The organism is Neorhizobium sp. T7_12 (assembly GCF_002968535.1).
Lineage (GTDB): Bacteria > Pseudomonadota > Alphaproteobacteria > Rhizobiales > Rhizobiaceae > Neorhizobium > Neorhizobium tomejilense.
Genome location: NZ_PVBK01000006.1, coordinates 301243 through 320376, shown reverse-complemented (window position 1 = coordinate 320376; position 19134 = coordinate 301243). Strand labels below are relative to the sequence as shown.

21 protein-coding genes are annotated in these 19134 nt (G+C 60.9%); 8 read left to right on the top strand and 13 right to left on the bottom strand.

Annotation, left to right across the window (positions count from 1 at the left end; translation table 11 throughout):
* Window positions 1–29 precede the first annotated feature (29 nt).
* Window positions 30–911: a dihydrodipicolinate synthase family protein gene (locus C5J26_RS16685; protein ID WP_105402765.1), complete on the top strand. Its 882-nt coding sequence runs from the start codon at window positions 30–32 to the stop codon at window positions 909–911.
* A gap of 52 nt (window positions 912–963) precedes the next feature.
* On the opposite strand, the gene C5J26_RS16680 is transcribed toward C5J26_RS16685, so the two are convergent.
* The 8 genes from C5J26_RS16680 to C5J26_RS16645 all read right to left on the bottom strand — a co-directional run bounded on the left by C5J26_RS16680 (window position 964) and on the right by C5J26_RS16645 (window position 9030).
* Window positions 964–2028, bottom strand: a complete 1065-nt coding sequence (locus tag C5J26_RS16680; protein WP_105402764.1) for an ABC transporter ATP-binding protein — start codon at window positions 2026–2028, stop codon at window positions 964–966.
* Between the two features lie 30 nt (window positions 2029–2058).
* Window positions 2059–2862 carry an ABC transporter permease gene (locus tag C5J26_RS16675; protein WP_105402763.1) on the bottom strand — a complete coding sequence of 268 codons (804 nt, stop codon included), beginning with the start codon at window positions 2860–2862 and terminating at the stop codon, window positions 2059–2061.
* A 6-nt stretch (window positions 2863–2868) separates the two neighbouring features.
* A complete protein-coding gene (locus C5J26_RS16670) occupies window positions 2869–3717 on the bottom strand; it encodes an ABC transporter permease (protein WP_105402762.1) in 849 nt (282 codons plus the stop codon).
* A gap of 97 nt (window positions 3718–3814) precedes the next feature.
* On the bottom strand, window positions 3815–4855 hold the full coding sequence (locus C5J26_RS16665; RefSeq protein WP_105402761.1) for an ABC transporter substrate-binding protein: 1041 nt from the start codon (window positions 4853–4855) through the stop codon (window positions 3815–3817).
* Window positions 4856–4869: 14 nt separating this feature from the next.
* Complete coding sequence (locus tag C5J26_RS16660; RefSeq protein WP_105402760.1) at window positions 4870–5841, bottom strand: dipeptidase; 972 nt, start codon at window positions 5839–5841, stop codon at window positions 4870–4872.
* Window positions 5838–6560: a hypothetical protein gene (locus C5J26_RS16655; protein ID WP_105402759.1), complete on the bottom strand. Its 723-nt coding sequence runs from the start codon at window positions 6558–6560 to the stop codon at window positions 5838–5840. The genes C5J26_RS16660 and C5J26_RS16655 overlap by 4 nt, the downstream gene beginning before the upstream one ends.
* Window positions 6557–8266: a hypothetical protein gene (locus C5J26_RS16650; RefSeq protein WP_245441189.1), complete on the bottom strand. Its 1710-nt coding sequence runs from the start codon at window positions 8264–8266 to the stop codon at window positions 6557–6559. The genes C5J26_RS16655 and C5J26_RS16650 overlap by 4 nt, the downstream gene beginning before the upstream one ends.
* Before the next feature lie 5 nt (window positions 8267–8271).
* A complete protein-coding gene (locus tag C5J26_RS16645) occupies window positions 8272–9030 on the bottom strand; it encodes an IclR family transcriptional regulator (protein ID WP_245441188.1) in 759 nt (252 codons plus the stop codon).
* 370 nt (window positions 9031–9400) lie between these two features.
* On the opposite strand from C5J26_RS16645, the gene C5J26_RS16640 reads away from it, so the two are divergent.
* The 7 genes from C5J26_RS16640 to C5J26_RS16610 all read left to right on the top strand — a co-directional run bounded on the left by C5J26_RS16640 (window position 9401) and on the right by C5J26_RS16610 (window position 14537).
* Window positions 9401–10174, top strand: coding sequence for an amino acid ABC transporter substrate-binding protein (locus C5J26_RS16640; protein WP_105402757.1), 774 nt, complete (start codon window positions 9401–9403; stop codon window positions 10172–10174).
* A 76-nt stretch (window positions 10175–10250) separates the two neighbouring features.
* On the top strand, window positions 10251–10931 hold the full coding sequence (locus tag C5J26_RS16635) for an amino acid ABC transporter permease (RefSeq protein WP_105402806.1): 681 nt from the start codon (window positions 10251–10253) through the stop codon (window positions 10929–10931).
* The gene (locus C5J26_RS16630; protein WP_105402756.1) at window positions 10928–11689 is read left to right on the top strand and encodes an amino acid ABC transporter ATP-binding protein; all 762 of its coding nucleotides are present in this window, start codon (window positions 10928–10930) and stop codon (window positions 11687–11689) included. The genes C5J26_RS16635 and C5J26_RS16630 overlap by 4 nt, the downstream gene beginning before the upstream one ends.
* Window positions 11690–11915: 226 nt before the next feature.
* Window positions 11916–12560 carry a lysophospholipid acyltransferase family protein gene (locus tag C5J26_RS16625; RefSeq protein WP_105402755.1) on the top strand — a complete coding sequence of 215 codons (645 nt, stop codon included), beginning with the start codon at window positions 11916–11918 and terminating at the stop codon, window positions 12558–12560.
* Window positions 12557–13504: a phosphatidate cytidylyltransferase gene (locus C5J26_RS16620; protein WP_046632174.1), complete on the top strand. Its 948-nt coding sequence runs from the start codon at window positions 12557–12559 to the stop codon at window positions 13502–13504. The genes C5J26_RS16625 and C5J26_RS16620 overlap by 4 nt, the downstream gene beginning before the upstream one ends.
* Window positions 13504–13899, top strand: a complete 396-nt coding sequence (locus C5J26_RS16615) for a hypothetical protein (RefSeq protein ID WP_105402754.1) — start codon at window positions 13504–13506, stop codon at window positions 13897–13899. The genes C5J26_RS16620 and C5J26_RS16615 overlap by 1 nt, the downstream gene beginning before the upstream one ends.
* Complete coding sequence (locus C5J26_RS16610) at window positions 13896–14537, top strand: CDP-alcohol phosphatidyltransferase family protein (RefSeq protein WP_105402753.1); 642 nt, start codon at window positions 13896–13898, stop codon at window positions 14535–14537. The genes C5J26_RS16615 and C5J26_RS16610 overlap by 4 nt, the downstream gene beginning before the upstream one ends.
* A 100-nt stretch (window positions 14538–14637) precedes the next feature.
* On the opposite strand, the gene C5J26_RS16605 is transcribed toward C5J26_RS16610, so the two are convergent.
* The 5 genes from C5J26_RS16605 to C5J26_RS16585 all read right to left on the bottom strand — a co-directional run bounded on the left by C5J26_RS16605 (window position 14638) and on the right by C5J26_RS16585 (window position 18986).
* On the bottom strand, window positions 14638–15360 hold the full coding sequence (locus C5J26_RS16605; protein ID WP_105402752.1) for an amino acid ABC transporter permease: 723 nt from the start codon (window positions 15358–15360) through the stop codon (window positions 14638–14640).
* A 3-nt stretch (window positions 15361–15363) separates the two neighbouring features.
* Entirely contained in the window at window positions 15364–16023 is a 660-nt protein-coding gene (locus C5J26_RS16600) for an amino acid ABC transporter permease (protein ID WP_206051194.1), read from the bottom strand.
* A 74-nt stretch (window positions 16024–16097) separates the two neighbouring features.
* A complete protein-coding gene (locus C5J26_RS16595) occupies window positions 16098–16943 on the bottom strand; it encodes a transporter substrate-binding domain-containing protein (protein WP_105402750.1) in 846 nt (281 codons plus the stop codon).
* 97 nt (window positions 16944–17040) lie between these two features.
* Entirely contained in the window at window positions 17041–17811 is a 771-nt protein-coding gene (locus tag C5J26_RS16590) for an amino acid ABC transporter ATP-binding protein (RefSeq protein WP_105402749.1), read from the bottom strand.
* A gap of 26 nt (window positions 17812–17837) precedes the next feature.
* Window positions 17838–18986 carry an NAD(P)/FAD-dependent oxidoreductase gene (locus C5J26_RS16585; protein WP_371681927.1) on the bottom strand — a complete coding sequence of 383 codons (1149 nt, stop codon included), beginning with the start codon at window positions 18984–18986 and terminating at the stop codon, window positions 17838–17840.
* Window positions 18987–19134: the final 148 nt, after the last annotated feature.

Genomic DNA, 19134 nt, shown 5'->3' with positions numbered 1-19134 from the left:
CCGAGCGGCGGATAAGCGGAGTTGATTGAATGACCAGAAATGCCTTTGTCGCACTCGTGACCTGCTTCAACGAAGACGAGACGATCAATTTCGAGGCGACCCGCGCCCAGGTGCGCCGGCAGGTGGCGGCGGGCAACAACATCATGTGCGCCGGCACCAATGGTGACTTCACCGCTCTCACCCACGAAGAGAAGATCCGGCTGACGGAACACGTGGTCGACGAGGTCGCGGGTCGCGCCAAAATCATCGTCAATGCCGGGATGCCGGCCACATTCGAAACGGTGCAGCTGGCCAAAGAGTTCGACCGGATCGGCGTCGACGGCATCGCCGTCATCACCCCCTTCTTTATCGCCTGCACCCAGGATGGACTGGTCCGCCACTTCTCGACGGTCGCGGATACGGTCAAGACGCCGGTCTATCTTTATGACATCCCGGCCCGGACCCAGAACCATATCGAGCCGGCGACGGCCGCAAAGCTTGCCGGGCACGGCAATATCGCCGGCATCAAGGAATCCGGCGGCGCTCAGGAAACTCTGGCAGCCTACCTCCAGGTCTCGAAAGAAAACCCGGGATTCGAGGTTTATTCCGGTCCTGACCATCTTGTCCTGTGGTCGCTGCAGAACGGCGCTGCTGGCTGCATATCAGGCCTCGGAAACGCCCTGCCGCACGTGCTCGCCGGCATCCTTGCGGCCTTCAACTCCGGCGACATCGCGGAAGCGGAGCGTCAGCAGGCGATCTATACCGCCTTTCGCACGGAGCTTTATGCGCTGGGCTTTGCGCCCGCCATGGTCAAGCGCTCGCTTTACCTCCAGGACAAATCAGTCGGCGCGAGCAGGCAGCCTGCCCTGCTTCCGGACGACACTCAAGACGAGAAAATAAGAGAGATCCTGAAAAAATACGAGCTGCTGTAGGGTTTTCTGACCTAAGGTGTCGCCAAGTTTACGACACGCTTCGAGTGCAACCCTATTTGGTGATCACGAAGACCACGTCAGGCGCCCAGCTGATACAGCATTCCTCGCCTTCCTTGATGATCACTACATCGGCGCCGAGCACCCTGACGCGCATGGGGATATCCCCTGCCCGTCCGATCACGAGTGCGTTGTCGCCGTAGTTGACGATCGTCTCGACGATCATGCGGGCGTTCTTGCGGCCCTCGATCGGGCTGCGTGACAGCTTGATATGCTCCGGGCGGATCAGCAGCGTCACCTTCTGGCCGTCGGCAAGAGCATCGTCGCCAGCGTATTGGAAGGCTCCAAGCGTCGGGTTTTCGGCCGTTTTGCCGGCCCCGCTGGTAATGATTGCCGGGATCAGGTTGCTCTCGCCGATGAAGGCGGCGACGAACGAGGTCTGCGGGCGATGGTAGATATCCAGGGGTGCTGCGACCTGCTCGATACGCCCCTTCTCGAACACCACGATGCGATCGGACATCGACATGGCTTCCGACTGGTCATGAGTCACGAAAATGGTCGTCACGCCGAGGCTGCGCTGGATACGCTTGATCTCGATCTGCATCTGCTCACGCAGGTTCTTGTCGAGCGCGCCGAGCGGCTCGTCGAGCAGAAGCAGCGAAGGCTCGAAAACCAGGGCGCGAGCCAGCGCGACGCGCTGCTGCTGGCCGCCGGACAATTCCTTGGGATGGCGATGGCCAAAACCCTTGAGCCCGACGAGCGACAGCATGTCCTCTGCCTGCCTCAGGCCCCGCACACGGCTGACACCGCGCATCTGCAGCGGGAAATAGACGTTTTCGACCGCCGTCTTGTGCGGAAACAGGGCGTAGTTCTGGAACACGATACCGATATTGCGCTCGTGCGGCGCAAGCTCGGAGATCGACCGGCCACCGACTTCCACAGTGCCGCCACTCGCCTTCTCGAAACCGGCAATGATCATCAAGGTCGTCGTCTTGCCCGAACCGCTCGGTCCCAGGAAGGTCACGAACTCCCCCTTGTCGACCGACAGGCTCACATCGTCGAGCGCCGTGAAGTGTCCGTAGGTCTTGGTGATGTTGGAGAGTTGCAGATAGTTCGTCATGGAAAGTCCTTGGGGAAGTCCTTGCGAGGATCAATGTGCGCCGGCGGGCCGGCTCGGCTTGGGAGCGCGGCTGCGCAGCGCGCTGGCGAAATAGGGAGCCGCTATGCCGAGCAGGACGACGAAGAACAGCAGCGTCGAGATGACGGCGATCACCGGATCGGCCTCCTGGCGGATGCTGTCGAACATCTTGCGCGGCAGGGTCTCGGCGTCGCGGCCCGAAATGAAGATCGCCACCACGGTCTCGTCGAAGGACTGGATGAAGGCGAAGAGCGAGCTGATGACCAGCCCCGGCCGCAGGATCGGCAGGGTGACGTGCAGGAAGGTCTTTGCCGGACTGGCGCCGAGGCTCTGCGCGGCGCGTTCAAGGTTTCGGTCGAAACCCTTGAGATTGGCCGAAAGGACGAGGAAGGCGATCGGGACCGACAGGCAGGTATGCGCCAGGATGACGCCGAGATGGCTGTGCACCAGCCCGAGATCGCCGAAATAGGAATAGTAGCCGACCGCCATGACGATATGGGGCACTGCCATCGGCATCAGCATCATCAGGTCGGCAAACCCCTTGCCGCGAAACTTGTGGCGCACCAGGGCGAAGGTTGCAGGCACGACCAGGGCCATGGTGAGGATGGTCGTCGCAGTCGCGATCACGATGCTGTTCCAGGTCGGTATCAGCCAATCCATGCTGGTGAAATAAGCCCGGTAATATCCAAGCCAGTAACCCGGCGGCGGGAATTGCAGCGAGCTCGCGTTCGAAAACGACATCGGCACGACGATGACGAGCGGTGCGGCAATGAAGAGCACGACGATGAAACCGGCCCAGCGCATGAACGTGTTCATGTTCGGTCACCCCCAGAGTTTGTCGAGGCCGAAACGGCGGTGATAAATGGTGAGGATGATGAGTGTCACCACGAGCAGGATCATCGCCATGGCGGAGCCCAGACCGAAGGCGAGGAACTCCTCGATCTGGTGGCCGATCAGACCGGCGACCATCTGCTCGCGCGGGCTGCCGAGCAGAACCGGCGTCACGTAGAAACCGAGGCAGATGACGAAGACCAGGACGGAACCATTGGCGATACCAGGTGCCGTCAGCGGCAGGTAGACATGCCTAAACAGCGACCAGCCCTTGGCGCCGAGGCTTTCCGCCGAGCGGATCAGCGCCGGGTCGATCTTCTTCATCACCGAATAGATGTTCATGATCATGTAGGGCGCCAGGATATGCACCATGGCGAGCGTCGAGGAAAAACGGGTGAAGAGAAGCTGCGGCGGTTTGTCGACCCCGATCATCTGCAGGAAGGCGATCAGCGGACCGTTATTGCCGAGCAGAACCATCCACGAATAGGTACGGACGAGGAAACTGGTCCAGAAGCTCATGGTGACGAGCAGCAAGATCAGCATTGCCGTGCGCGGCTTTGAATGCGCCATCAGATAGGCCAGCGGATAACCGACCAGAAGGCAGCAGAGCGTGACGAAGGCGGCCGTCACGAACGTGTTCAGGAAGACGCGCTGGTAAAGCGCGCCGGTGACGACCTTCTGGTAGTTCGCAAGCGAGACCTTCGGCTCGGTGAAGCTCATGATCGCCACTTCGGCAAGCGGCACGGCGAAGAAGACGAGCATGTAGATGCCGAGCGGCGCCAGCAGCAGCCAGGGCCAGATGTTCGTCTTTTCCGTCAGTTTTGAAAGGCTGATGCCCATTGCCGTTCCCTTTTCATGGCAGGCAGGGTCGTTGCGGCATCGCGCGGTCGCTCCGCGCGATGCCGGCTAGCAGGTCAAGTTGATCCAGGAGAGCGGATCAGCTCGCGACCCACTCCTCGAAACGTTCGGCGAGCTCCGCCGGGTCTATGCCCAGATTCGCCATGTCCTGCTCGAAGGTCAGCTTGTAGTTGTCCGGCGAGGTCGGCATGCGCTTGGCATCCGCCGGATCCACGAACTGGTTGGAGGCCGGGTTCAGCGCGCCGTAGTCCGCAGCCTTGGAGAAGCCGGCGAGCGGCTTGGCACTGGTTGCGAACTCCACGAATTTCCTGGCGTTCTCGAGGTTCGGTGTCTTCTTGGCGACAACCCAATAGGCGCGCTCGATCTCGCCCTGGTTCCAGGTCATGGCAACCGGAGCGCTGGCCTTCTCGGCCTCGAAATAACGGCCGTGCCAGATGCCGATCATGTCGATCTCTCCGTCGCGCAGGATCTGCGTCGATTGGGCGCCGGCAGTCCACCAGACGCGGATATGCGGCTTGATCCTGTCAAGCGACTTGAAGGCCCGGTCCACATCGAGCGGATAGAGGTCCTTGACTGCGACGCCGTCGGCGAGAAGCGCGATCGGGATGACGCGCGACGCATAACGCTGCAGCGACCGCCCGCCGGGGAATTTCTCGACGTTCCAGAAATCGGCCCAGGTCTTCGGAGTGTCCTTATATTTGTCCTTGCGCCAGGCCATGACGGTGGCGAACGCATGTGACGCGACGCCGTTTTCGAAGAGGCCGCCTTTGTAGGGTTCCTTCAGCTCTTCGATGATGCCGGCCTGGTTGGCGCGCACCAGTTCGCCGCCGCCGAGCGTGGTGACGTCGAATTCGTAGGTGCCGGTCTTCACCTGCTGGGCGAGCTTGGCGAACGAGACCGGGGAAACCGTCTTGACCTGAATGCCGGTTTCTGCGGTGAAGGGATCGATGAGATGCGCCTTTGCCGCAGCCTCCCAGGGACCGCCCCAGGTGTTCACGTAGAGGATCTTTTCCTGCGCGCGAGCGAGATAGGGAGCGGCAAGCGAGGCGGTGACCGCAGCGCCGGCCGTCTTCAGGAAACGGCGGCGGTCAGGCATGAGAAATGTCTTCATTCCAGTCATTGCAGTTCTCCTCTTTATGATTTTCTGAAGGTGGCTTCGTAGAGCCGCAGCCAGTTCTGGTGGGTGATCTTCGCGACCTCTTCTTTCGAGAAGCCCACGGCGCGCAGGCCGTCCGGGATTACCCTGATGTCCTCGACCTTCTGGAACCATTCCGGCGGCGCGGCCTTGAGCGGCTTGCCGGGGGCGCTGGCGCCATAGTCCTCGCCACGGGTCCAGCGCCCCTTGCGCATCCACGCATAATCGGGAGCGGTGAAATTGTGGCTCTTGTCGGTGCCGATCGCGACGGACTCGATGCCGGCAAGATCCACCGTGCGGGCAACCATCGTGCACCAGGCTTCGATCGAAGCGCAGAAGTCGTCGCCGGTGATGTTGCGATAGGCAGCGCAGCCGATCACGCCGCCGGTATCCTTCAGCGCCCGGATGACGTCGTCCGACTTGTTGCGCTTGTGGAAGAACAGCGACTGGGCGTTGGCGTGGGTGACGGCGATCGGCTTTTCGGAAACCTTGATCGCATCGAGCGTCGTGCGGTCGCCGACATGGCTGCAGTCGACCAGAATGCCGGCGGCATTCATCTCGCGCACCACTTCCTTGCCGAAGCGGGCAAGGCCCGAATCCTCTGCCTCGTAGCAGGAGCCGCCGAGTTCGTTCTGGTTGTTGTAGGTGAGTTGCACGACGCGCACGCCGAGTTCGGCAAACATCTCCACGAAGCGGATCCGCCCTTCGAAGAGATTGGCGTTCTGGAAACCCATGATGACCGCGACCTTGGCCGCGCTGGAAACGCGCGTGATGTCGCCTGCGGTAAGGGCGATCTCGGCAATGTCGGAGTTTTCGCGCACCAGGTCGCGCCAGCGGCCGATCGAGTCCATCGAATCGACGGTGCCCTCCCAGAAGCCGCAGGTATTGACGACCCCGCCGACATTCCCTGCCCTCAGGGATTCAAAGGCGGCGCGATCGAAATGCCCGCATTGCAAACCGTCGATGATCATGATCTCGCGCCCTCTTTCATACGTTCGGAAATGCTGGACGACAGGAAGGAGACATCCGTCTCGTCGTCATTGTCCTTGCGGCCGATGACGGTGCCGTCCTCGTTGACGATCATCGGCCCGGCATGGCGGCGCGAGACGATGCTGTCGGTCGCAAGCGCCTGCTTCGCCAAGTGATAGATGCGCCACCAGAGGTCGCTCTCGATCTCGGCGCCGTTTTCCAGAAGCGACCAGAGAAGAGGATCGTCGTTGCGAACGTCGCCGGTGACAGCTGCCGGAACAGCCTTCAGGCCATTGCCGGTCACGGAGATCGAAAGCCCCGACCGCCCGCCGAAACGCGCGGCAAGCGCAAGTTCCTCGGCATCCGTGGCCCCTGTGACGGTCAGCTCCACCGACCCGAACCGGGTTGTCAGCTCACCGAGAAGATCGATCGCCGTCGGCAGCACGAACCATGCGTGTTCGCCGCAAGCATCGAGCGTCATGCGGTTGCCGGCTTCGGAAGCAATCGCGATACGGGCGGGAGCCGCCGACTTGAAGCTCTCGAACCGCTGCTCGAGCAGTTTGAAACCGCCAAGGCCGAGCTTTTGCGAATACATCGGAATGTCGCCGACTGTCAGGAAGAAGCCTTTGGGCAGGCTGCTCAGCGAAAGGATCCTCTCCGACATCAGCCGCATTTCGCGAGGCATGACGCGCATGGAGGGAGATGAATGCGAGGATGTCATAGAACAGGCTCCGCCGGGTAATACCAAGTGCCGGTATAGCCGGCGCGCAGATCGTCGGGGGTCGGTGCGCCGTGATAGAGCACGCCGCGCAGGTTGCGGTTCAGGAAGTCACGGGTCTTGTCGATGCCGTGGATGCCGACATTCATCAGCCGCACGAGATCGATCGGCACAAAAGCCTCCGCGTTAATGTTGGCGCGGGGCGTGTGATAGTCCCGCCCGCGCAGGCTCTGAATGCGCGCCACCATGTAGCGGTGTTCGGGATGTTTCATCAGGAAACGGGCGGTGCTGAGCGAACCATCGGCGCTGCCGAGATCGGCAAAAAGGGATTGGATGCCGCCGCAGACATCGAGGCCGAGGTCGAGCGCATCGGGAACCTCCTCCCGGGCGCCGCGGCGCGGTTCCTCCGCCGTCTCCGACTTGTACCAGACATATTTATAGGCCTCGGGGCCAGCCATGTCGGTGTCGAGCGCCCACCGATATTCATCCCCGACAAGCGCCATCAGTTGTTCGACCGTCTCGGCCGGTGAGATGCTGAATTCGTCGGGAGCATCGATGGCTGACAACAGCCGGTCGGCTTGTTCCGGCACCAGTTCGATCAGCAACGACAGGAAAGTCTCGAAGGCTTCCGGAATGAGGTGGGCTTCGAATTCGGCGGCAAACACGTCAAGCGGGAAATCCGTGGCACGGCCAAACACCGTTCCGCTGCGGCGGAATTCTTCGAGTGCTGCCACGACCTTTTCGAGGTCGGACGCCACTTCGGCGCTGGAAGCAAATGTCTCGTAGACCATCCGGTCCTGTTTGCGGAACAGGATTGCCTGGCGGAGAAGTCCGAGCAGCCTGGCGATGCGGAGATCCGACCCATCGAGCTTCAGCGCGCGGGCCATCGCAATCGCGGCTTCGCGCGCGGACAGAAGCCCGTCGATCAGGCGCGGATGTTTGTGGACGAAGAAGATAAGGCCGAGCGCCGAACCATTGCCGACGCCGATATAGCGGCGAAGCTGCGGGTCGAGACGCACGGCGGTCTCCGATTTCTTGGCCGCCAGATGCTCGACGAGGTCGCAGGAGAATTCCCGCATCAGGTAGGCGGTCAGCAACTGGGCCTGCAGGACATTACCGAGCGCATGACGGGCACCGAGCGACGGAAAGGAGCGCGTTCCGAACGTGCCGTTGCCGTCGAGGCCGGTATTGCGCATCAGGTAACAGACCTTGGAAAGATCGGCGACGGAGGGCTGACGGCCTTCGGCAAGCGCTTCGAGCGTCTGGTCGAAGACCCGCATCGAGCGGTTCGAGCGGCACCAGATGAGCGTTCCTGCGGTCGCCCGGCCGGTATAGAGCTTGGGGATTTCCCGCCGCGCCGTTTCGATCTCGACTTCGGTCGCCGGCCCTTCGATCAGTGCGCCCATCATGTCCCAGGCCTGGCCGATGATACGGCCGGTACGAGCCGTGCGGCTCGGCGGACGGGAAAAGCCGATGAAGGAGAATTCCTGGTCAGGCGCCTTGATGGAGTAAACGACGGTTCCTTCGGCGTTTCCATCCACGTTGAAAAGGACGTTGGAGATGTCCCAGCGCTCGCGGATCATCTTGTTCATGAAGGCGCGGGTGCCGCTGAGCCGGCTCGGCTGGATTGCCGCCAGCCGTGAGGTCTTCATCACCTCATGGCTCGGGCGCGGTCGGGGCGTTGCCACCTGTTCGGAAGTCGCGGTCATGACCGTCAACGTTCTCCCTGCTGCATTTTCGTAATGGTGCGGGCGGTTTCGAGAAGCGGCTCTCGGAAGCTTTCGAGGTCGAAGCGCATTTCCGGCATGACCAGCGAGATCGTCGACGTGCACTTGCCGTGGAGATCGAAGATCGGCGCGGCGATGGCGACGACGCCGCTATGGGTATAGCCGCTCGACAAGGCGTAACCGTTCGCGCGCGCTTCGCCCAGGAGCTCCTCCGAAGCGAGCGGCTCGCCGCTTTCCGTCAGGCGGGCCAGTGTCAGTTCGTCCGCGAAAGCGGTCAGGATGCGGCCGGATGCGGAACCTTCGAGTGACATGGTCGTGCCGATCTTCTGTTCCGCACGCAGCACGCTTTGGGATTCGACACGCGAGACTATGCAAGGCAGTCCGCGATCGAGCACCGCCAGCGAAGCCGTCTCCTTCACTCGATGGACCAGCATTTCGATGATCGGCTGAACCCGCGTTCCGAGATTCGCCTGCTCCATGGCCGCCGCGGCAAGCCGGCAGGCATGCATCGAAAGCCGGTAGCGCATCTCCTGATCCTGCTCGACCCAGCCGGCTTCGATCAACGTGAGCAGCCGCTGGTAGGCGGTTGGTCGCGACAACGCCATGGCCGACGCGATCTCGGGCAGTTTCATGCCGCGGGCGCTCGATGCCAGCACGTCCAGCACCGCCATGGTCTTCAGGACCGTGGAGAGTGGGCGGACGCCGCCGCTTTCCTCTTGTATTCTATTTGAATATATTGTATCCATGTTGAATATAATCTGGCCGTCATTGATTTATGTCAATCGCGTCGGAGGCGAGCGCGCGCGAAAACGGCACGTTCATCGCTAAGGGGTTCAGGATGTTTGGAATTTTTTGCGTTGAATTCAGTGCGCCACAGGCATCGACACGGTCGAGTGGCGTAAATCCACAGCCGTGACGTGCATCTACGTGCGAAGACGGAAGTCGTGGCTGTCGGTTGGCTACCACCCGTCGCTATCTTGGGGAAGGGATAGAGGCGCTCCCGTATGTGAGCAAAATATTCGCATTTGCCGGCTTTATTTGCGGTTTTCTTTCAATCGCCGCGTCCTATTTTCTGTCATCTAGTCGCCAGCAAGCACTGCTGAAAGGATGACCTAAATGTTCCGGCTGAAAACCATTATCGCGGCGGCCCTTATTCACGCGGCGGCCCTTACGCCGTCCCTCGCCGGCGAAAATCTCGCTGCCATCAAATCCTCCGGTGTCGTCAAGATCGGCACGGAAGGGACCTACGCGCCATTCACCTTCCATGACCCAAGCGGCAAGCTCGTCGGTTTCGACGTGGAGATCGGGCAAGCCGTTGCCGCGAAAATCGGCGTCAAGGTCGAGTTTTTGGAAGGAAAGTGGGACGGCCTTATCGCCGGCCTCGACGCCAAGCGTTACGATGCCGTCATCAACCAGGTCGGCATCACCGAAGCCCGCAAGCAGAAATACGATTTCTCCGAGCCCTACATCGCCTCCAAGGCAGTGCTGATCGTTCGCCAGGACAATAGCGACATCAAGGGCTTTGCCGATCTCAAGGGCAAGAAATCCGCCCAGTCGCTGACCAGCAACTTCGGGAAGATCGCCCAGCAGTCGGGCGCCGAGCTTGTGGGTACGGACGGTTTCGACCAGTCGATCCAGCTTGTGCTGACACGCCGCGCCGACGCGACGATCAATGACAGCCTCTCCTTCCTGGATTTCAAGAAGCAGAAACCCGACGCGCCGGTAAAGATCGCAGCGCAGCAGGACAATGCCGATTATTCCGGCATCATCATCCGCAAGGGCGAACCGGAACTGCTTGGCGCGATCAACAAGGCCCTGGCGGACATCAAGGCCGACGGCACCTATCAGAAGATCTCGGACAAGTATTTCGGACAGGACGTCTCGAAATAGGCTGCCAGGGCGTTCCTGAATGCATGAATCCAGCGTCCGGCGCCTGCGCCGGACGCCTCATTTTGAGGATCACATCGTGCCGCACTGGCTTCAACTGATGTCGGATTCACTTCCGACCCTCCTATGGGCGGGCATCCGCTTTACGGTTCCGCTGACATTGCTGTCCTTCCTGTTCGGGCTCATCCTCGGCCTGATCACGGCGGTGACGCGGCTCTTCGGCCCGGCACCGCTTGCGCTGATCGCCCGGTTTTACGTCTGGGTGATCCGCGGCACGCCGCTTCTTGTGCAGCTTTTCGTGATCTTCTACGGCCTGCCGAGCATCGGCATCCTGCTCGATGCATTCCCGGCGGCGCTGATCGGCTTTACCCTGAATGTCGGCGCCTATAGTTCCGAGATTATCCGCGCCGTCATCTCCTCGGTCCCGAAGGGGCAGTGGGAAGCGGCCTATTCGATCGGCATGTCGTGGCGCCAGGCGATGAGCCGCACCATCCTGCCGCAGGCCGCGCGCGTCGCCGTGCCGCCGCTTTCGAATACCTTCATTTCGCTGGTCAAGGATACCTCGCTTGCCGCGGCGATCACTGTGCCGGAGCTTTTCCAGGCAGCCCAGCGGATCGTCGCCACGACCTATGAACCGCTGATCCTCTATATCGAGGCGGCCCTGATCTATCTCGTCCTGAGCTCGGTGCTGTCGTCTTTGCAGAACAGGCTTGAAAAGCGTTTCGCCCGTTATGGCGGCATGATGGAGTCAAACCGATGATCGAGCTTTCCAACATCGAAAAGCGGTTTGGCGACGCGATCATCCTGAAGGACATCAGCCTCGGCATCCGCGAGGGAAGCGTCACTGCGCTCATCGGCCCCTCGGGCGGCGGCAAGAGCACGCTGCTGCGCTGCATCAACCTCCTGGAGATCCCGACCGCCGGCTCAGTCCGCATCGGCGATGAAAAGCTCGACTTCGAGCCCGGCATGAAGATCGGCTGGAAGTCGATCCAGAAAATCCGCCGCCAGACCGGCATGGTCTTCCAGAACTTCCAGCTCTTTCCGCATCGCACAGCGATCGAGAATGTCATGGAAGGGCTGATGACGGTTCTCAAATGGCCGCGCGAAAAGGCCTATAGCCGCGCCAGCGAACTGCTCACCAAGGTGGGAATGGCGCATAAGACCGACGCCTGGCCATCAGAGCTTTCCGGCGGGCAGCAGCAAAGGGTTGCGATCGCCCGGGCGCTGGCACCTTCGCCCCGGGTTCTTCTCTGCGACGAACCGACCTCGGCTCTCGATCCCGAACTTTCCGCCGAGGTCATCGATGTGCTCGGACGGCTCGCAGCTGAAGGTACGACGATGGTGATGGCGACGCACGATCTGCGGCTTGCCTCGCGGATTGCCAATCACGTGGTTTTCCTCGAGAGCGGAAAAGTGGTCGAGTCCGGCAGAGCGCAAGCGATCTTTGGTGATCCGAAACAGGAACGCACGAAGAGCTTCATCTCATCGATCAACGCGGCGCAGACGACGCATATCTAAGCGCCGTTCTTCCCGCCGAACGTGGGCGCCGGGCCTGCGCTTCTACACGCCGACGGATGCCGAATCCGGGTGATTTCCGGTGGCCGGGTCACCGAGGTTGTTCAAAGGTAAAGCGCGCGACGGCATTGGTGCTGTTTTTCGCTGGAATGTTCCAAAGTCCCTTTCTTCCGATTGTGACAATGCTAGAGTTCGATCAGCGCTATCGCTCACGTCGACCGGGGGACGAATGAAGGCTTTTATAACAAAGGCCGCGGCGGCGGCGATCGTCGTATTTGCCCGCGCGGTCACGGCGGTTCGCGCCATCTGGCCTGAGGAAGGCCTGCCCACCCGCCCTTGCGTTTATTTCGCCAACCATTCCAGCCACGGTGACTTCGTTCTGGTCTGGACGGTGTTGCCGCCAAGGCTCCGTCGTCAGGCTCGTCCGGTTGCCGGCGCTGAATACTGGCTGAAATCGCGGCTTAACCGTTTTATCGGCCGTGACGTTTTCAATGCGGTTCTGATCGCCAGGGAGCGAGACCAGAGGACTGAGGATCCCGTCACACAAATGGCCGCGGCGATCGACGCCGGTTCGTCGCTGATCCTCTTTCCGGAAGGCACCCGCAACCAGTCCGATGCCCCTCTCCTTCCGTTCAAGAGCGGCATTTTTCATCTGGCGGCGGCACGCCCCGACATAGAATTGGTCCCGGTCTGGATCAACAATCTCAACCGGGTCATGCCAAAGGGTGAGATCGTCCCGATACCGCTGATCTGCACCGTCACCTTCGGCAGCGCCCTGCGCTTGGCACAGGATGAGGCCAAGGACACTTTCCTTGAACGCATGCAGACGGCTCTTCTAGCTCTGTCCCCCAAGCCTGCAGGGAGTGGTGAATGAGTGCCGCGAGTTCCGATCTCTTGACGCTGGTGGCCGGCATATTCGGCGTGCTTATTCTTGCATCGGCCATTGGTTACGTGCTGCAGCAGCGCCTCTCGCCAAACGGTTCGAACGCGGCAATCGAAAACCTCAACGCCCGGATCAAGGCCTGGTGGATCATGGTTATCCTGATCGGCATCGCTTTCGTGGCGGGCCGCATCGGGGTTCTCGTTCTATTCGGTTTTTGCTCTTTTGCCGCGCTCAGGGAATTTGTGACCCTCATCAACACCCGCAGGGCCGACCACTGGGCACTGGCGGCCGCCTTTTTCGTCGTGGTGCCGGTTCAATACTATCTGCTCTGGGCGGAACAATACGGCATCTTCTCGATCTTCATTCCGGTCTATGCGTTCCTGCTGATGCCGATCATATCGGTGCTCAGGGGCGATACGGAGCGTTTCCTGATCCGTATTGCGGAGGTGCAGTGGGCATTGATGATCTGCGTCTTCTGCGCCTCGCACGTCCCGGCGCTGCTGACCTTGAACATACCGGGCTACGACGGCCGCAACGTACTGCTGATCGCCTTCCTGGTGATCGTCGTCCAGTTGAGCGACGTGCTGCAATATGTGTGGGGCAAGCTGTTCGGGCGCACCAAGATCGCACCGAAACTGTCGCCATCCAAGACCGTCGAGGGCTTTGTCGGCGGCGTCATCAGCGCCACTCTGATCGGTGCTGCCCTCTGGTGGATCACCCCGTTCACGCCTGTTCAGGCAGGGCTGCTCGCCTTCATCATCACGCTGATGGGTTTCTTCGGCGGCCTGGTGATGTCGGCGATCAAAAGGGACCGCGGCATCAAGGACTGGGGCAATCTCATCGAAGGTCATGGCGGCCTGATCGACAGGCTGGATTCCGTCGTGTTCTCGGCGCCGATCTTCTTCCATATCGTGCGCTACTGGTGGTCGCTGTGATGCCGGATGCGCTGAAGCGGCTTGCACGCAGCGGGACGGTGCATGTGCTGTTCGCGTTTCTTGCCATGGGCGGCTGGGCTGTCTTTGCCAATCGCGACTATGCAATGCCAAGACCGCTTTATTCCGGTCTGGTGCAGGGCGTGATGTCCGCCTGCCTGACACTTTTCCTGAAATCGGTGATCGACGGACTTTCGAAGCGCTTTGACGGCATGACCCGGTTATGGGCGCCGCCGCTCATTGCCTGCCTCGGCTCGACCGCCGTTCTCGTCGCGATCCATGCGGCGAGCGGCACACCGGAAATCCTCAAGACCGTCGCGGTTCCGCTTCTGGTATCGACGAGCTACGCCGCGATCTACAATTATTCGATCTCCGCAAGACGAGGTGCCGGGACATGACCGAGACAGGCGACAGGCGGCCGCTGGCAAGCCGCAACACCCGCTGGGCAGGCTCGATCGCGCGATGGATGGCATCGAAAACCATCACCCCCAACCAGATATCCCAGGCCAGCATGGTCGCCGCGGCCCTTGCCGGTGGCGCCTTCTATATGGCGGGACAGACGGTCGGTTGGTGCCGCATTGCCTGTCTGCTGCTGGCCGTGCTTTGCTGCCAGGGCCGGCTGCTTTGCAATCTGTTCGACGGCATGGTCGCCGTCGAAGGCGGAAAGGGAGAACCGGACGGCCCGTTCTGGAACGAATTCCCGGACCGCATCGCCGATCTCCTGATCTTCGCGGGCGTTGGATATGGGATCGGCATGCCCGGCCTCGGCTGGGCCGCTGGTGCCTTTGCCGTATTGACGGCTTATGTCAGGGAACTCGGCCGGGCCACCGGCAATCCGAGTGATTTCTCCGGCCCGATGGCCAAGCAACACCGGATGGCAACGATCACCGCAGCAGGATTGATATCCATGCTTGAGCCGTTGTGGGGCGGCTACAATCAGGTCCTGATGATTGGTCTCGGCATCATCGCGCTCGGCGCAGCCCTCACCGCAGTTCGCCGCTCTAGGACCTTGATCCTACACCTCAAAACCCTCTGAAAGGGCCATGGAACAGGCTATGGCGGCGAGCGGCCCAAGTCGCTTTTCTGGGGGTGAGCCGAAGATTTCGGCTGCCCCATATCAAGGACAGGATACCAGTTCAGGTCGTGCTGATCTGCAGGGCCACCGCCGGCCTTGCAAGCCCGGTCTTGCCGTTCGTCCGCTGGTATGGTTTCGCGAAATGCCGCTCGAGCTTTGCGCCCAAGGCAGAGATCGACCAGCAGAGAGCGAAATACACCACAAGAATGGAGCCGTAGACCAGATAGGCCGGGCTTCCTCCGCGCGCGATGGTCGTCTGCTCGATGAGGATCTGCGCCGAGCGCAGCAGTTCGTTGACACCGAGGACCGCGCCGAGAGAGCTCGCCTGGGTGAGGCTGGTGACGAGGCTGACGTAAGGGGGCAGAATGACAGGCATCGCCTGCGGGACGATGACCAGGAACAACCCTTTCCAGCCGCGCAGGCCGGATGACAGGGCAGCTTCCCGCTGGCCGCTCGGCACGGACAGCAGACCGGCGCGAATAATATGCGCGCCGTTCGCCCCACCCCAGACCGACACGCTGAGCGCGCTCGACCAGAACGGATTGAACGACAGGCCTGCATGCGGCAGCACGAAATACACCATCAGCACCGTGACCATCAATGGAATGTCGCGAAGGCATTCGACGAGACCGTAGACAGGTCCTCTCAACCAAGCCGATTGGGCGGAAAGACCGGCGGCGAAGATCACCGCGAAGAACGTGCCGCCCGCGATCATGACCGACGAGAGAAACAGGGTATTCAGGAGGCCGTCCAACAGGAAGGACTGAAATTCCAGAAGCAGCATCGTCTACCTCCCGCCGAAAGGTCGGCTGAGACGCCGTTCAACCATGTAGCCGAAGCCAGAAATGGTGAAGACGCAGATCAGATAAATCACGCAAATCGAGGCGAACATCTCCATTGCCCGGAAATCGTAGGCGATCCGGTCAACGGCGACAAAAGTCAGTTCCACCAGGCCGATCGCCTGCAGGTATGCGGAATTTTTCACCGTCGCCACGATCGTATTCATCGCCGACGGCAGAGCGGCGCGGGTCGCCAGAGGCAGGAGGACGAATACCGAATGTTGCCATCGCTTGAGACCGAGCGACGCCGAAGCGTCGTGCATTCCCCTGCCGACTGCCGCGAGCCCTGCCCGGAAATTTTCGATCTGAAAGGCACTTGCCCAGGCCGTGAGAGCAATGACCCCGGACCAGAAGATGCTGAAGCGCAACCCCAGGCTCGGAAGGCCATAAAAGATGAAGAAGATCTGCACGAGGTAGGGCGTGCCGCGAATGAATTCGACATAGGCCGTGACAGCATATTGCAGGGGCTTGATCCCGCCCGTCCGCAACACCGCGCCCAGCAGGCCGATAAGGAAGGACAGGACGATCGCGAGAAAGCTGACGATCAGCGTCATTTTGAGGCCGGTCATCAGGTCCGGCAGGGCGTCGAGAATATAGGCAAAGTCCATGGGCGACATCCTGCTCGAAAATACCGGTGAACATGGGCGGTCCTGGCGGTCGAAACCGTCAGGACCGGGTTCGCTCACTTTACGGCCGGCGGATCCGTTTCGAAGGATTTTACCATTTCCGCCGCGACGACGGGATCCTTGACGAAGGTCGGCACTGTCTTTGAGTAAAATTTCTCGTTCTTCAGCTTCTTGACCACACCATTGACGAAAGCCTTGAGTTCGTCCTCACCCTTGCGGACGCCGACGCCATTGAAGCCGAGATCGACGGGCTCTTCCAGCGTGCGGAATTCCGGATAATTGGCCGCAAGCGTCGCGATCGTGATCGCATCGCCCACATAGCCGTCGGCGCGACCCTGCTGCAGGGCCTGCAGATTGTCGGCATTGGTGTTGAGCTGGACGAATTCCAGGCTCGGAATGCGTTCCTTCAACCACTTCAGCTGCGAGCCGCCCTTGATGATGAGCATCGACTTGCCGTCGAGATCGGCCAGCTTCTGGACCTTGCTGTCCTTCGGTACGATCACCCGGCTGCTGCCCCAGTAGTAGATATCGGAATAATCGATCACCTGTTCGCGCGACGGCGTCTTGCCGAGCGTCGCAATGATCAGGTCGATCTTTCCGCCCGTCAGGGAGGGAATGCGGGCGTCCGTCGCCACGCAACTCAATTCCGCCTTTTCGGCTGCCCCGAAGGCGGCAATGCCGATTTGCTTCGCCATCTCGATCTCGATGCCGGCCGGCTTGCCGTCGGTGCCGGATGCCCCGAATGGAGGAGAGTCGCATTTGACGCCGATGCGGATCACGCCGGCATCCTTGATCGCCTTAGGCACGGTCTGAGCCGAAGCGGGCAGCGGCGCAAACGCAAGGACGGCAAGCGCGCCGAAAGCTACGGCCGTGCGGCGAAGCATGCAGATGGATATGTACATGACAGTCGTTCCCTTTGTTTCATTGTTTTGCCATCGAACGTTTGCCCGTCCGTATGCTTTTTGCCGCAACCGGTCCGGATGCAGAAAATCAGACCCGCTAGTGCAGTATCTGGCTGAGAAATGCCTTTGTCCGGCTTTCCCTCGGATTGCTGAAGAACTCCTCGGGCGGCGCTGTCTCGATGATCCTGCCCGCGTCCATGAACACCACCCTGTCCGCCACCTGCCGCGCGAAACCCATTTCATGTGTGACGCACACCATGGTCATGCCGTCGCTCGCCAGCTGCGCCATCGTGTCCAGCACCTCGCGCACGAGCTCCGGATCGAGAGCCGAGGTCGGTTCGTCGAACAGCATGATCTTCGGGTTCATGCAGAGCGATCGGGCGATCGCCGCGCGCTGCTGTTGTCCGCCGGACAACTGGCTTGGATAGAAATCGGCTTTGTCCGGAATCCGCACCCGCTCCAGATAGGCGCGCGCTACAGCCTCGGCATCCTTTCTCGCAACCCCCTTTACCCAGCGGGGAGCCAGCGTGCAGTTCTCGAGCACGGTGAGATGCGGATAGAGATTGAAGTTCTGAAACACCATGCCGACATCCTGCCGGACGCGGTCGATAACCTTCCTGTTGTCCGTCAGCTCCGTACCGTTGACGACGATGCGGCCCTTCTGGTGCTTTTCCAGGTAATTGATGCAACGGATCATGGTGGACTTGCCGGAACCCGAGGGACCGCAAACGACCACCTTTTCACCACACCTGACGGTAAGGTTGACGTCGTGCAGCACCTGGAGGATGGAGAACCATTTGTCGACGCCGGACAATTCGACGGCAACTTCGAGATCGACCATCTCCGAATTCTTCTCCTTCGCCGTCATCTGCAATCTCCTCCCTGCAGCTCGGCTTACGATGCCAAGGCCTGGCTTTTCCGGGCGAAACGGGCCGGCCGGAAATTCGCAAGCAGAGGGCTCGCCTCCCCCGTCACGATTTCCCGCGCGATGAGCTCACCGGCAATCAGCCCGAGTGTTGCGCCGCTATGGCTGAAGGCGACGAAATAATCCGGAATGCCCTCGAGCGGGCCGATCACCGGTTCCCCGTCACCCGGCACGGGCTTCGGCCCGCAGTGATAGCTTTCCAGTTCAAGCGCGGGGCTACCCTCGAGCACGTTCGAGGCTTCCAGAAGGAGACGACGAAGCGTCTCTTCCTTCACGTCATGGGTTCCGTCGGAGCGGCGATTGAGCTCTTCCTCCGACCATGCGGAATCGCAGACGACCGCGCCATCCGGCGTCGGGCGCAGCGCCACGTTCGGTGTATTGAGGACGGCGCGGACGGCAGGCCTGAAAGGCTTCGATTTGACAAGAAGGGCGATCGGAGTTCCATCGGCAATGGCATGGCCCGCCTGTTTTGCCATGTCAGGCACGGCCGCGCCGGTGGCGACGAGAACTGCGTCCGCCTTTACATACGTTCCATTTGTAGTCGAGACCCCGGCTGGCCGACCACCCTTGATGTCGACGCTCGCCTTTCCGGCATGGGCGACGGCCTGGCCGCCAAGCGCCTTGAATTCCTGAAGGAGGATATCGATCAGGGAAGGCAGGTCCACCCAGCCCTCACCGGGATTGAAAATCGCGCCCTGAGGCGAAACCGCAGCCACATTGATACCGGGCGTGACCTTCACCACTTCTGTTGCGGCAAGAAGCTGGCAGTCATAACCGATCGATTGCTCGTGAGCGAAGGTTTCCGCAATCCGGTTCGCCGCATCGTCCGCATCCCATGTCAAGCCACCGTCGAAGCGCAGCCAGGCAGCGCCTTCATTGCGGCTTGCCAGTGTCCGGTAGCGATCGATGCCGGCGACCCGAAGACGGTGATATTCGGCGGAACGGAAACGTGCCGAATTGAGCCATGCCAGCGACCGACCGGACGCGCCGCTGGCGAACGCCCCTTCCGTGACTAGGATGACCTGCGCGCCCAGCCGGGCCAGATGAACCGCCGAGGAAACACCGAAAATACCGCCACCGATGACGGCGATCCGCTGGCTGGAGGAAGAGGTTGTCAACTGCATGTTCCTTCGTCCTGGATTATCGTAGGGGGCTTCGTCCATCCGAGGCGTAAAAGCGCCCGTATTTCCTAATGAGACCGGTATCAATCGTATTTGAGACCGGTCTCACATGTCAATGGTGTGATTTTCTTGACGCCGTTTTTTT

Coding starts and splice junctions, on each gene's coding strand:
- C5J26_RS16685 (WP_105402765.1), top strand. CDS start 30: ATGACCAGAAATGCCTTTGTCGCACTCGTGACCTGCTTCAACGAAGAC.
- C5J26_RS16680 (WP_105402764.1), bottom strand. CDS start 2,028: ATGACGAACTATCTGCAACTCTCCAACATCACCAAGACCTACGGACAC.
- C5J26_RS16675 (WP_105402763.1), bottom strand. CDS start 2,862: ATGAACACGTTCATGCGCTGGGCCGGTTTCATCGTCGTGCTCTTCATT.
- C5J26_RS16670 (WP_105402762.1), bottom strand. CDS start 3,717: ATGGGCATCAGCCTTTCAAAACTGACGGAAAAGACGAACATCTGGCCC.
- C5J26_RS16665 (WP_105402761.1), bottom strand. CDS start 4,855: ATGACTGGAATGAAGACATTTCTCATGCCTGACCGCCGCCGTTTCCTG.
- C5J26_RS16660 (WP_105402760.1), bottom strand. CDS start 5,841: ATGATCATCGACGGTTTGCAATGCGGGCATTTCGATCGCGCCGCCTTT.
- C5J26_RS16655 (WP_105402759.1), bottom strand. CDS start 6,560: ATGACATCCTCGCATTCATCTCCCTCCATGCGCGTCATGCCTCGCGAA.
- C5J26_RS16650 (WP_245441189.1), bottom strand. CDS start 8,266: ATGACCGCGACTTCCGAACAGGTGGCAACGCCCCGACCGCGCCCGAGC.
- C5J26_RS16645 (WP_245441188.1), bottom strand. CDS start 9,030: ATGGATACAATATATTCAAATAGAATACAAGAGGAAAGCGGCGGCGTC.
- C5J26_RS16640 (WP_105402757.1), top strand. CDS start 9,401: ATGTTCCGGCTGAAAACCATTATCGCGGCGGCCCTTATTCACGCGGCG.
- C5J26_RS16630 (WP_105402756.1), top strand. CDS start 10,928: ATGATCGAGCTTTCCAACATCGAAAAGCGGTTTGGCGACGCGATCATC.
- C5J26_RS16625 (WP_105402755.1), top strand. CDS start 11,916: ATGAAGGCTTTTATAACAAAGGCCGCGGCGGCGGCGATCGTCGTATTT.
- C5J26_RS16620 (WP_046632174.1), top strand. CDS start 12,557: ATGAGTGCCGCGAGTTCCGATCTCTTGACGCTGGTGGCCGGCATATTC.
- C5J26_RS16615 (WP_105402754.1), top strand. CDS start 13,504: ATGCCGGATGCGCTGAAGCGGCTTGCACGCAGCGGGACGGTGCATGTG.
- C5J26_RS16610 (WP_105402753.1), top strand. CDS start 13,896: ATGACCGAGACAGGCGACAGGCGGCCGCTGGCAAGCCGCAACACCCGC.
- C5J26_RS16605 (WP_105402752.1), bottom strand. CDS start 15,360: ATGCTGCTTCTGGAATTTCAGTCCTTCCTGTTGGACGGCCTCCTGAAT.
- C5J26_RS16600 (WP_206051194.1), bottom strand. CDS start 16,023: ATGGACTTTGCCTATATTCTCGACGCCCTGCCGGACCTGATGACCGGC.
- C5J26_RS16595 (WP_105402750.1), bottom strand. CDS start 16,943: ATGTACATATCCATCTGCATGCTTCGCCGCACGGCCGTAGCTTTCGGC.
- C5J26_RS16590 (WP_105402749.1), bottom strand. CDS start 17,811: ATGACGGCGAAGGAGAAGAATTCGGAGATGGTCGATCTCGAAGTTGCC.